This is a genomic window from Sphingobacterium sp. BIGb0116 (assembly GCF_024808035.1).
Classification (GTDB): domain Bacteria; phylum Bacteroidota; class Bacteroidia; order Sphingobacteriales; family Sphingobacteriaceae; genus Sphingobacterium; species Sphingobacterium paramultivorum.
Map to the genome: position 1 here is coordinate 317,613 of NZ_JANUDT010000009.1, position 13,016 is coordinate 330,628.

11 protein-coding genes are annotated in these 13,016 nt (G+C 38.7%); 2 read left to right on the forward strand and 9 right to left on the reverse strand.

The genetic code is table 11. The features are described 5' to 3' along the window. Nucleotides 1-83: 83 nt before the first annotated feature. Entirely contained in the window at nucleotides 84-995 is a 912-nt protein-coding gene (locus M2419_RS21190) for a LysR family transcriptional regulator (RefSeq protein ID WP_228280122.1), read from the reverse strand. A 141-nt stretch (nucleotides 996-1,136) separates the two neighbouring features. Here M2419_RS21190 and M2419_RS21195 point away from each other — a divergent pair, with 141 nt between their 5' ends. After that, nucleotides 1,137-1,850 carry a class I SAM-dependent methyltransferase gene (locus tag M2419_RS21195; RefSeq protein ID WP_153847725.1) on the forward strand — a complete coding sequence of 238 codons (714 nt, stop codon included), beginning with the start codon at nucleotides 1,137-1,139 and terminating at the stop codon, nucleotides 1,848-1,850. Nucleotides 1,851-2,148: 298 nt separating this feature from the next. Here the strand turns inward: M2419_RS21195 and M2419_RS21200 are convergent, their stop codons facing one another. From M2419_RS21200 to M2419_RS21210, 3 genes are read right to left on the reverse strand one after another with little or no spacing between them, the layout of a single operon-like run. Then, complete coding sequence (locus M2419_RS21200) at nucleotides 2,149-2,604, reverse strand: NUDIX domain-containing protein (protein ID WP_153847724.1); 456 nt, start codon at nucleotides 2,602-2,604, stop codon at nucleotides 2,149-2,151. Between the two features lie 38 nt (nucleotides 2,605-2,642). Next, the gene (locus M2419_RS21205) at nucleotides 2,643-3,389 is read right to left on the reverse strand and encodes a hypothetical protein (protein WP_153847723.1); all 747 of its coding nucleotides are present in this window, start codon (nucleotides 3,387-3,389) and stop codon (nucleotides 2,643-2,645) included. A 52-nt stretch (nucleotides 3,390-3,441) separates the two neighbouring features. Beyond that, nucleotides 3,442-4,653: a DEAD/DEAH box helicase gene (locus tag M2419_RS21210; protein ID WP_159731305.1), complete on the reverse strand. Its 1,212-nt coding sequence runs from the start codon at nucleotides 4,651-4,653 to the stop codon at nucleotides 3,442-3,444. 206 nt (nucleotides 4,654-4,859) lie between these two features. On the opposite strand from M2419_RS21210, the gene M2419_RS21215 reads away from it, so the two are divergent. Continuing rightward, the gene (locus M2419_RS21215; protein WP_153847721.1) at nucleotides 4,860-7,274 is read left to right on the forward strand and encodes a thiamine pyrophosphate-dependent enzyme; all 2,415 of its coding nucleotides are present in this window, start codon (nucleotides 4,860-4,862) and stop codon (nucleotides 7,272-7,274) included. Between the two features lie 62 nt (nucleotides 7,275-7,336). Here M2419_RS21215 and M2419_RS21220 read toward each other — a convergent pair whose 3' ends face one another. From M2419_RS21220 to M2419_RS21240, 5 genes are all read right to left on the reverse strand, one after another. Beyond that, nucleotides 7,337-8,191 (reverse strand): ROK family protein, encoded by an 855-nt coding sequence (locus tag M2419_RS21220; RefSeq protein ID WP_153847720.1) that lies wholly within the window; start codon nucleotides 8,189-8,191, stop codon nucleotides 7,337-7,339. Beyond that, nucleotides 8,178-9,284, reverse strand: coding sequence for a chorismate synthase (aroC, locus tag M2419_RS21225; protein ID WP_046671826.1), 1,107 nt, complete (start codon nucleotides 9,282-9,284; stop codon nucleotides 8,178-8,180). The genes M2419_RS21220 and aroC overlap by 14 nt, the downstream gene beginning before the upstream one ends. 204 nt (nucleotides 9,285-9,488) lie before the next feature. Continuing rightward, a complete protein-coding gene (gene aroA / locus M2419_RS21230; protein ID WP_153847718.1) occupies nucleotides 9,489-10,739 on the reverse strand; it encodes a 3-phosphoshikimate 1-carboxyvinyltransferase in 1,251 nt (416 codons plus the stop codon). Beyond that, entirely contained in the window at nucleotides 10,739-11,851 is a 1,113-nt protein-coding gene (locus M2419_RS21235; RefSeq protein WP_046671824.1) for a chorismate mutase, read from the reverse strand. Before M2419_RS21235 ends, aroA begins: the two co-directional genes overlap by 1 nt. 46 nt (nucleotides 11,852-11,897) lie before the next feature. Beyond that, nucleotides 11,898-12,722 (reverse strand): prephenate dehydratase, encoded by an 825-nt coding sequence (locus M2419_RS21240; protein ID WP_046671823.1) that lies wholly within the window; start codon nucleotides 12,720-12,722, stop codon nucleotides 11,898-11,900. Between the last annotated feature and the right edge of the window lie 294 nt (nucleotides 12,723-13,016).

The following is a 13,016-nucleotide window of genomic DNA, read 5'->3' on the forward strand; positions in this document are numbered from 1 at the left end:
TATCGCTCTTCAACCCATAAAAAAACGGAGCCAGCAACATGCTGACTCCGTTTTTTTATGCTGGAATTTCAATAGATATCTCTTTAGGATGCATTAAAATCAAGATACTCTTTCTGGATACATGCTATAAATTCGTCTAATGCACTGTTTTTACTTTTTATATTAGAGACCAGGATCACTTCTGTTTTGCTATCCATATCCTCAAGCTTCATGATTTTTAGGTTTAAATGCGGGTATTGTTTGATAGTGGACGCAGGGACGACTGCCATGCCCAAGCCTTGTGACACCAACTCAAGGATGGAAGACATCGAATTGCTCTGATGTACAATTTTGGGTTCGAATCCCATGCGGTTACAGGTATTAATAACAAGCCGATGATATTCCGATGCGTATTTCTGATTGAAGGAAATAAAACTTTCATTAAAAAAGTTGATCGCATTAAATTCCACCTGTGAATGACCTACAATCACCATAGGGTCTTCGAAAAGGGGAGTGGTAAGCAATTCACTTGAATAAATTGGAGCACGCATAATACCCAGATCCAATTTTCCATTTTCGAGCGCCAATTTTTGTTTCTGCGTCGATGTTTCGAAAAGACTAACTCTTAAGTATGGAAATTTCTGTTGAATTTGCTTTAATACCGTAGCAAGCATTTTCTTAGGTGTCGAACTAATATAGCCCAGTTTGAATTCTCCTGAGATATTGTTGTGGATCTGTTTGGTGATCGTTTTGCTGTGCTCGATATTCTGTAGGATCTCCACAACCTCCTCCAAAAAGTATTTACCTGCTTCCGTTAGTTCGACGCGTTTGTTGGTTCGGAAGAAAAGAATAACCCCTAATTCGTCTTCTAGATCTTTAATCTGCCGGCTTAATGGCGGCTGGGACATAAATAAGCGTTCTGCTGCTCGGCCAAAATGAAGCTCTTCGGCTACTGTTTTGAAATAAATGAGATGTCGGATTTCCATCGATACTTTTTTGGTATGAATTGATGACAAAATAAATATTTTTAATGAATTCCAGTTAGTCCTACCTTTAAATTATTAAAAATTAATGGATGAAAATACGCCCGACCAGACAGTGTAAGATACTGCTGTACGGGGAATCTATCTGAACTTTAGAGAATAAACAATTTACAAATGAACAAAGCGACGCTACAGGAGATTGAAACACGGTTTGACAATGATGTCGAACGGTTCTCAAATTTAGAAACAGGTCAAGCAACCACATTGGATGCTGTATGGAACATGGAGCTTATTACGGATGCCATTGTTAGTCTTTATCCAAACGCTCAAAATATATTGGACATTGGATGTGGAGCTGGCAATTACGACGTAAAACTATTGCAAAAATTGCAGTCTAATCCAAATGTTAGTCTGTTGGATTTGAGCCAGCCAATGTTAAATAGAGCAAAGGAACGCGTTGGAAAATTAACCAATGGAGAAATTCATTTGATTAAAGGCGACTTTCGTGCTGCAGCTTTAGAGGAAAACAAATTTGATGTCATTATCGCAACATCCGTTTTACATCATCTTCGAGATGATAACGATTGGGAAAATGCGTTTAGCAAGCTGTTCCGCTTATTGAGAACCGGAGGAAGTCTGTGGATTTTTGATTTGATTGAGCAAAATAATGAACAGCTTCAAAAATTAATTTACAGGGAAAAATATGGTGAATACTTAACTAACCTGAAGGATGAACAGTATCGTGATCATGTTTTTGACTATATCGAGCATGAGGATACGCCAAGATCGCTGATCTACCAACTAAACTTATTGACACAAGTTGGCTTTAAAAATGTTGATGTTTTACACAAAAACCTTTGTTTTGCTTCTTATATGGGATTCAAATAGGGGCTGGAAAACGAGTGTCAAATAAATAAGGCGATACGGGGAGTATCGCCATAAAATCACACTAACTATTAAAAAACCTATAGGACTAGGAATTTACAAATTCAATAAACCAATGTATGTCTCCATCCCACGCTTCTCTACTTTTATTCCTCGTCACATGCGAGATGTCAAATAAATAATAAAATGTAATTATTAAGGTCAATACTTTAAAAAAATCAAGTATTTCCATTGGTTTACGTAAAGATATGTCTTTATTTTTTAAATACAAATAAAAATGATGAAAATTGAAAAATTATTATTACTTGACTGTTTTTAAGAATTCTTCCCAGGCGATTTGATCTGTTTTGAAGGTCAAATCTTCCGTTAAAACCGATTCAATTGGTACCCATCGAAAAGATTGAAGCTTATTATCTTCAGGTTTCTGATCAGGATCGAAATCAAAAGCTTTGGTAGTCGTTCTGATCTGAATAGCTGAGGTATTCTTTACCTGATAGTAAATCGATATGATTTGGCTATCGTTAAAGCTTGATTTCTCATAAAAGTCTGTGGTGTAAATATGCTTAACCACAGCAATGTCAAAATCACATTCTTCCTGATACTCCCGGATCAAAGCATCCAATAAGCCTTCCCCGTATTCTAAGCCCCCACCAGGGAATTTGGTAAATGAAACATTTTCCGTTCTTTCGTCGCTGATCAATACCTCTTGATTTTCATTGATCAATATTCCGTACACTCTTACGTTAAATGGAAACATGGGTTAATTATGTTTGTATATATTTAGTTTCTGTTTTTTTACAGTGGCATAAAACCATTGTCTACTGCAAATTCATCCAATCCGATATAGGAATAATGTCTGGGAAGAAACCAGCCTATTGCTTCCATGATATTTGTAAATTCTTTTTCAGTCCTGAATTGATTTGCAACGATATTGAATGCCAAATCTTGTGAAGCATTTTCTTCATCTTTATAATTACGGGCAAGGAGCATAACCTTTGCGTTCTTTACACCATAATAATCCAGAAATTCACGTAATTGGGTGCGGACAGCCTGTGGGAGAATTGTCTCGGCAGGTTGCCCCACTAATATTTCTTCATCTTTGCCTATAATGGTTTGTTCATTTTTCTTTGAGAAAACACTTTCATCTGTATAAAACTCTGCATTTAAAAAGTAGTTAACTAAGTCGCCATAGGTGAATACCCAGTCAGGGTTTTCATTTTGTGTATTGATAGCAATACCAAAACCTTTTGGCAACACGAAATCCTTTAGCCGATTTTTAATGACAAAAGCCTGAAAGTTCTGATCCTTAGGGACACTTTCGAGTTGAAAATAGGGAAATCCGTCAGGCCCAACAACCACTTCTGTTTCTGCTAATTTTAAGGTACATTCAGCAATATTAGCCAGAAATATATCACGCCACTCTTCATCCCGTTCTTCAAAGGGAACTTCCATCAGGCTATTTATTATAATCGTTTTTTCAAGGTCTCCCAATCGATTATCATTCGCATTGTTGCTATCGTCAAATAAATGTATTGTATTCATCTCGGATTATGATTTTTTGATTTGCTGGTAAAAGTAAAAGAATATTTATTAATTAACGACGTTTTCTTGATTTCGAGGTGCCTTTTCGTTGATTGTTTTGGCTGCTGGAAAGCATTTTCTCCCAGCTCAATAAATAAGGATGTTGATCATCAATTTTAATTTGCCGTTTTAAGGATAACTGTAATTTTATCCACTTTTCATTGTCCTCTGCATCGCAAAAGGTAAACGCCTTTCCCGCGGCTTCCGAACGGCCTGTTCGACCTATTCGATGCGTATAGAGCTCAGGAGTATCCGGAATCTCGTAGTTTATAATAGCCTCTAAGTCTGGAAAATCTACACCTCGAGCCAAGAGGTCCGTCGCAATTAATACACGTACCTCTTTTTGTCTGAACTTATCAATAATCTCTTCTCGTTTTTGCTGTGATTTATCGCCATATAATGCCGAGCAAGAAATACCGTGTCGATCTAGATCGGTTGCGATCCGTTCGACAGCATGAACTGTTCGCGTGAAAACAATTACCTGCTGTGAAATACGGTTTTCAAGAAGATAACGGAGAAGATTTTTTTTATCATTTTTATCGACATAGAGTACAGATTCTTCTATTTGGCCTTTTTTTGCTTTTGCTTCTAGGGTGATCTCAACAGGGTTAATTAATATCTTTCGAACAATTTTTTCGATTTCAACGGTTTTCGTTGCTGAACTGAAAATGGTTTGTCTCTCAGCGCGCAATGTGCCGATAATTTTATTGAGTTCTTTCGTGAAACCGAGATCCAACAATTGATCGAATTCATCGATCACCAATGTATCTATCGTTTTTAGATCGATAATACCTTGTTCAATGAAATCCAACAAACGTCCTGGAGTAGCAAGGATCATCTGGGCTTTTGGATAAACTTCAAGCTGACTTTCATAAGTTCCCCCACCATAAAAACTAGCGATAGTCAAACCCATACCATCGATAAGACCTGATATGCGCTGTTTGGTTTGTATACAGAGCTCCCGTGTAGGAAGGAGTATAAGGACCGATAGGTGGTCTGCGGTAATCTTGGTTCGTAAGCGCTGAATAATAGGGATGGCGAAAGCCTCCGTTTTTCCCGTGCCAGTTGGGGCAATCGCCAAACAGTCTCTACCTTCCAAAATGGCAGGGATAGCTATTTCTTGAATAGGTGTAAGCGAAGAAAGCTTTTGTTTTTCAAGATTAGCGATAAGGATTTTATCGAGTTTAAGTGCTGAAAAATTCAAAATAATGAATGTAAAACCCAAAAATAAAAATTTAAAAGGACAATGGTGTTTTTGCCTGCTTATTGGAATTAAAAATCTGCAAAAATTAGGATTTTTTGTCAAAAAGTACTAATTTGAGAAATTAGAATATTCTATTTCAAATCTGAGTTATTGTTTATCAATTTATTTGATAAACACCAATTATATAGAATAATATTTTTGTTAAATTTGTTGAAACAAAAAAGAATATGTTTGATACTGCATTTGACCAAAACAATGAATCTATTTCCACTTTGAGCTTTGACGAGTTCAAAAAGATTATTGTGAATGATTATCGAACTGCCTTAGAAAGTCGTTACGTGAGTTTATTGGGACGTAAAGAAGTGCTTACAGGTAAGGCTAAGTTTGGTATTTTTGGCGATGGAAAAGAATTGGCACAAATCGCGATGGCTAAAGTTTTCAGAAATGGGGACTGGCGGTCGGGATATTACCGTGACCAAACATTTATATTTGCTTCTGGCATCAGTGATGTCTACCATTTTTTCTCTCAATTATATGCCCATCCCGATGTCGAGGCAGATCCTTCTTCTGCAGGAAGGCAAATGAACTGCCATTTTTCGACTCGTGTTGTGGACGACCAAGGGAACTGGTTGGATCAAATGGTTCAGAAAAACTCGTTTTCAGATATTTCGACCACCGGTGGTCAGATGGCAAGATTGCTGGGCTTGGGCTTGGCTTCTAAGTTGTATAAGCAGAATAGAAATTTAGACTACCTATCTTATTTTTCAAATAGAGGAAATGAAGTTGCATTCTGCACTATCGGAAATGCAGCTACTTCTGAAGGTGTATTTTTTGAAGTTATTAATGCCGTAGGTGTTCACCAGATTCCAACAGTGATTTCTATTTGGGATGATGGATATGGGATATCTGTGCCCAATGAAATTCAAACAACAAAGGGAGATATCTCAGAAGTCCTCAAAGGTTTTCAGAAGGAAGAACTGACAAACGGAATTGAGATATTCAAAGTGAGAGGATGGGATTATGCGGGTTTATGTGAAACGTACGAACAGGCTGCCCTTATTGCGCGCGAGAAACATATTCCATGTTTGATTCATGTGACCGAATTGACGCAGCCGCAAGGACATTCTTCTTCAGGTTCACACGAACGGTATAAATCGCAAGAAAGATTGCAATGGGAGACTGACTTCGATTGTCTAGCGAAAATGAAAGAATGGATCTTAAGTTCTGGTATTGCTACCGTAGAGGAACTGGATCAATTGGATCAACATGCCAAAGACCATGTTCGTCAAGAACAAAAACGAGCTTGGGCCGATTATATTAAAACGTTGAGCATTGAAGCTAGGGAAGCCATTGATTTACTTCAGGGCATTCCAAATGAGCGGGCTGATTTTGCGTCAAAGAAATTACAATCGATGGTTGAGCCTTCTTTGAAAGAGGTTTACGGCCAGGTTCGCAAGGTATTGCACGAGCTTAAAGGTCAGCATAGCGATGGGCGCCAGCAATTATTAAATTGGTATAAAGAGAAGCAGGAACTGAATGAGAAACGTTATAATTCAAAATTATTTACAGATGGTGTAGATTCACCTGCTCATGTGACGGTTGTACCTGCAGTCTACAGTGAAGAAGCTAAAGTGGTTGATGGACGTGAGGTTTTGAATCTATGTTTTGAAGAGAACTTTAGACGTGACGAAAGACTATTAGCATTTGGAGAGGATGTCGGTAAGATTGGAGATGTGAATCAAGGTTTTGCAGGTCTACAAGAAAAGCTTGGTGTGCATCGCGTATTTGATACCGGTATTCGTGAGAATTCAATTATAGGAAAAGGACTAGGTTTGGCAATCCGTGGACTTCGTCCAATTGCTGAGATCCAATACCTGGATTACCTAATCTATGGTATTACGGTCGCAAGTGATGATTTGGCAAGTTTAAGTTATCGCACCTTTGCTGGTCAGAAAGCACCATTAATTATTCGTACAAGGGGTCATCGATTGGAAGGTATATGGCATTCGGGCTCGCCTATGTCGGTAATTTTAGGATCCTTGAGAGGTTTGCATGTATGTGTGCCGCGTAATATGACACAGGCAGCAGGTATGTACAATACGTTGTTCCGCTCTGACGAACCGGCTATTGTTGTCGAATGTCTGAATGGGTATCGTCTAAAAGAGCGTCTACCAGAAAACGTTGGTGAATTTACGGTGCCAATCGGTTATGCCGAATGTGTTAAAGCAGGACGTGATATTACTGTCGTATCCTATGGTTCAACTTTACGTGTTGTTGAAGAAGCAGCCGTGGAACTGGAGCGTTTGGGGATATTTATCGAAATTATTGATGCACAGACATTGCAGCCTTTTGACAAAGGAAAACTTTGCGCCGAATCGCTGAAGAAAACAAATAAACTACTTATTGTAGATGAGGATGTGCCAGGCGGGGCTTCAGCTTTCATCTTACAAGAGATCTTAGAGAAGCAAAATGGCTACTATCTATTGGATAGTCAGCCGAGGACACTGACTGCAAAAGCACATCGCCCACCATATGGTTCCGACGGGGATTATTTCTCGAAGCCATCTTCTGACGATGTTGTCGAGACAGTGTATGCAATTATGCATGAAGCTAATCCAGAAAAATATCCATCTATGTTTTAATAGATGGATATCTTTTTTTGTTTGACTAAGCTAAGTATTCCAACGAGGGATGATATCTTTTCTTAATTGAATATACTCGCAGCACCAATCATAGCTGCTTTTTCACCAAGTATTGCGGTGTAAATCTGAAATCTTTCAAATTCTTTTCGGTCACCAATGAAAATAGGTAGCGCCTTAGCGATATTGCCACCGATGATAAATATTTCAGAAGAATGTTTCTCTGCGAAGAACTGCATAAAATCAAAGAGATGTTTAGCATATTCATCTTTGATAATTTGAAATTCCTCAGTTTCCCGATGATTATCTAAGATCTCCTTAAGTCCCGTAACATCTTTTCCTGCTACTTCTTTGAAACGTTTGACGAACCATCGTGTGACAAGAAATTCTTCGAAAATACAATCTTCATAAGGGCTGTTCCATAGGGCTGCATCAAAGGCCTTCTCGCCTTTATTCCATACCGCAGAACCAAGTCCGGTACCCAACGTAATTCCTAATATCCGGTTGTTTGTTTGCAAGTTCTGTACGAATATTTCACCTTGTAGGAATGCTGCTGCGTCATTGATAAAGTGAATAGACGTAGGCGAAAGTCCCAATTCTTCAGCTAAAAGAGTTTTGACATCTTTATTGTAAAGATTGTCATACTTGCTTTGTCCCTGTATTTTAGATATTCCATTTTCGTAGTCAAAGGGGCCCGGCATGGCAATGCCGATGAACTGAATAGGAGCAGGAGAAGTGGCGATGATATCGCGTATAGCTGATGCCCAGGTTTGTAAAATCGTTTTAGCATCTCCTTGAGAAAAAACGTGGTTTCTGGCCACGTTTTCTAAGTATATATTCCATTGTTTTGTGTCAATGATACAGGCAGAAATATGTGTGCCTCCAATATCAACACCTACGACATAATTATCTTGCAGCATGTTTGTAACTTTGATTTTTAAGTAGATGATCCGCGATTACAAGTGCTGCCATAGCTTCCACAATAATTACTGCTCTCGAAACAACACAAGGGTCATGTCTTCCCTTGCCACTTGCAATAGCAGGGTTGCCATGGATATCCACTGTTTCTTGATCTCTCATGATAGTGGCAACAGGCTTAAATGCTACTTTAAAAGTAATATCCATACCATTTGAAATCCCTCCCTGAATACCTCCAGAGAAGTTGGTATGTGTGTGCACTCGATTTAAATCATGGTCATCTGCTACAAATATATCATTATGTTCGGAACCTCGCAACTCCGAACCTGCAAAACCTGAACCATATTCAAAACCATGTACAGCATTGATGCTCATCATTGCTTTTGCAAGGTCTGCATGGAGCTTATCAAAGACCGGTTCGCCTAAACCAACAGGGACATGTCTGATGACAGCCGAAATACGTCCGCCAACTGTGTCACCCGCTTTTCTGACCGAGTCAATAAACTCAACCATTTCGTTTGCTGTTGCTGGATCTGCACAACGTGCAATATTAGCTTCCCGTAATTCAAGCAAAGCTTTTAAATCTTTGGTATCTACATTTGGTGCCTCGATAGTGCCTACCCCCGAAACGTGGGCAAAGATTTCTATGCCAAATTGATTCAGGAAGCTTTTTGCTACTGCACCTGCAGCAACACGGGCAGCGGTTTCCCTCGCCGAAGACCGTCCACCGCCTCGATAGTCACGGATACCATATTTCATCTGATAGGTGAAATCAGCATGGGAAGGTCTGAAGATATCTTTGATATGTGTGTAATCTTTCGAACGCTGGTCTTCATTTGGGATAACAATTGCTATTGGTGTTCCCGTTGATTTCCCTTCGAATACGCCAGATAAAATCTGTGCGGTATCACTTTCTTTTCTTTGTGTCGTGATCTTAGATTGACCTGGTTTACGTTTATCGAGCTCAGACTGGATAAATTCCTCGTCGATTGTTATATTTGAAGGGCAACCATCAATAATTACACCTATAGCTTTGCCGTGTGATTCGCCAAAAGTGCTAATTCTGAATAAATCGCCAAATGAATTTCCTGCCATAAAAATTAAATTTCAATAAACTTAGATAAATTTGCCTTTAAATGCAATTCTAAAGCACCAGACTGGCTACAAATTTATGGATCTGTAACTCGTATATGGCCTAATAGATTACATCACAATTTTTTGTCCCAGGCTAAAGGCTATCTGGGAGATTGAATAATAAAACAGAGATTAATGTTGATGTTAATCCCTGTTTTTAATATGTTAGTCAATTACAAAAGCTTGCGCTTGTAAATGTTTCCAAAAATCAGGATATGATTTTTCTACAACTTGAGGTTCAGCAATCTTGATTTGGTCAAAAACTAACGCCAGAGGTGCAAATGCCATCGCCATACGGTGATCTTCATAAGTGTCGAAGGTTACATCTTCAGGCTGATATACCTGTGCTGTTTTCAGGTGATAGGTATCACCATCTTCGATCAATTCAGCACCGAACTTTGCGATTTCGGTCTGTAACGCAGCGATACGGTCGGTCTCCTTAATCTTTAAGGTTTCTAGGCCTGTAAAGGAAACATCACGTTTTAAAGCTGCTGCGATAACGACTACTGTTTGCGCGAGATCAGGACATTCTTTAAAGTCGAACAACGTTTTGTCTGAATTGATTTCTTTTTTATTTAAATGCAATCCATCTGACTCAAAGCTCGAATAAACACCAAAATGCGCCATAATGTCTGTGATGGCAATATCGCCCTGTAAACTATGTTGTCTTAGCCCGGGCAATATAATCGATGCATGAGCATCGGCTAGTGCTACGATAGCATACCAATAGGATGCTGCGCTCCAATCTGGCTCGACATATATGGTTTGCTTTTCAAATACCTGCGGTGCAATTTTAATCGCATTCTCCGTCCATTCATGTTGGATCCCGACACTTTTAAGCATATCTAAGGTCATGGACACATAAGGTCTGGAAGTTAATTCGCCTTCAATCTCTAACGTAAGTCCCTTTTTTAATGCTGGAGCAATTAATAGCAAGGCGGATATATACTGACTGCTGATATTTCCTTTGACCTTAACACGGTCTTTTCCTTGAAATAATCCACCTTCAATCTTCAAAGGAGGATAACCCACTTTTTTTTCATAATGGATTTCGGCGCCAATTTCTTTCATAGCATCGACCAATATCCCGATTGGACGCTGTTGCATGCGCTCTGTCCCCGTCAGGATGAAATTTCCTTTAACAAGGTTGAGGTAAGCTGTAAGGAAGCGCATAGCCGTTCCTGCAGGGCCTATGTCAATCGTATTATAACCGGGTTGCGGTTCTGATGCGATTTGCAATACGCGGTTTAGGGTAACCGTATCTGCAGCCTCAGAGAGGTTGGCTATTTCAACTTGTCCTTTACTCAGCGATTGGATAATAAGAGCACGGTTGCTCTCAGATTTTGAACCTGTGAGTTGGACCGTGCCCTGTATTTTTTTTGAAGGATGCGTCAGCGTGATGACTTCTTGATTCATTATGCTTCTGCTGTTGGTTGCTCCTGAGTATTCATGACCGCATTTTGTTTGCGGATAGATTCGTTGTGAATTAATTCGAGGAATTTCGTCGCAAATTCGCTACCTAAAGAAAGCGCTTCCGCTAATTTAGTGCGTTTTTGAACAATTTCATCCCAACGGTTAACCTGCAAAATTGTCACGTTGTTATCGCGTTTGTATTCGCCGATTTTCTCAGCTATTTTCATGCGTTCACCAATTTTTTGGATGATCAAATCATCTAATTTGTCGATATTGCTACGCAATTCTGCTAATTTATCTTCGAATGAAGGATTGTCAGAAGCTGCTTTACGTAATGTCAAGTGGTCGATCAACTCGGCCAATGCAGCTGGCGTTACTTGTTGTTTTGCGTCAGTCCAAGCGACAGATGGATCAATATGTGATTCGATGATCAATCCTTGCATATCCATATCCATTGCTTTTTGTGCGATGTATGGTAACAATTCGCGGTTTCCACAGATGTGACTTGGGTCGTTGATGATCGGTAGATTAGGACAAGCAGTTTTTAACTGAATCGCTAAATCCCACATTGGTTCATTACGGAATGCTGTTTTCTCGTAAGAAGAGAAACCTCTATGGATAGCACCTAATTTTTTGATACCAGCACGGTTGATACGTTCCAATGCACCGATCCACAACGATAAATCTGGGTTTACAGGGTTTTTAACAAATACTGGAATATCTACACCTTGTAAAGCATCAGCAATTTCTTGTACGGTAAATGGATTGGCTGTTGAACGTGCACCTACCCATAGTACATCCACACCAGCAGCCAAAGCTTCTTCCACGTGTTTTGCAGTAGCAACTTCAGTAGCTGTTAATAAACCTGTTTCTTCTTTCGCTCTTTTCAACCACTCCAAACCAATTGAACCGATTCCTTCAAATTCTCCCGGACGAGTACGTGGCTTCCAGATACCAGCACGTAAAATATTTACTTTTCCGGTATTTGCCAACAAATGCGCTGTCGATACCAACTGCTCTTCTGTTTCTGCGCTACAAGGGCCTGCGATAATTAAAGGTTTGTCTCCTGTGTCCAACCAAGATTTTAAAGGAGTGATGTCTAATGTATTTTTCATGTTAAGTTTGATTATCTATTTTAATATTGTATGCGTAAATTGTTAATTATAGTTTTTCGTTTTTGACATACTCGCCCATAATATTGAAATTAACACTATGTTTGAGTACTTTACGTATTGCTGCTTCGTAGTCTGTTTGTTTTTTCCATTCTACGTCAACGAAAAAATCATATTCATTGCGTTTTCCGATTACCGGCATCGACTGAATTTTGCTCAAGTTGATATTCTGTTCGGCAAAGCATTGTAAAATAGTCGCCAGAGATCCTACTGTATTTCCTGTTTGGAATGATAATGACGCTTTATTAGCATTCTTATGTTCGACAACCTCATTGGATAATACGAGGAAACGTGTTGCGTTCTTCTTATTGGTTTCGATTCTCTTTTCTAATATTTCAAGACCATAGATTTCAGCAGCCAATGTCCCAGCAATTGCCGCAGTATCCGTTAATTTGCGCTCCGCAATCATTTTCGCAGTTGCAGCGGTATCAGATCCCTCGGTTATACGTACACCTTCAAGTTCAGAAAGAAATTCTTCACATTGGCGAATGGCAATCGGATGCGATTCGATGTGTTTGATATCCTTTAATTTAACGCCTGGCAATACCATGAGATTCTGTTGGATGTTTAGGTAAACTTCTCCAGTGATATGGAACTTATAATCTCTCAATAAATTATAATTCGGTAATAGACTTCCCGCAATTGAATTCTCGATCGCCATAACGATATAGTCGACTTTTCTTTGCTTCAGCAATTCACAAGTTTTTTTAAATGAATCACATTCTACAATTTCAACTTCTCTTCCGAAAAATTTAAATGCGGCCTCTTCATGAAATGAAGCCTTTGCTCCCTGTATTGCAATTTTTAAACTCATTGTTTTTTTGTTCGCTATGTTGTCTCCAAAAAAAAGAGTCCCGATCATTTGAACCGGGACTCTTCTTGTTTGTATTTTTTATGATTTATACACAATCTAATCCCGGCTCTTATTTTTAAAATAAAAGAAGTTAAAATAGAAATATGTATATGATCTGTTCATCCTGTTGTTGTTTGACATTTCAAATGTACGAATGTTTTTGAAATATCAAAGAAAAAAATAATTTTTTATTATAAATATTGAGTTAATTTCATGGTTTTTTTATGTGTTTTTATATGATTTTTTTGATTAATT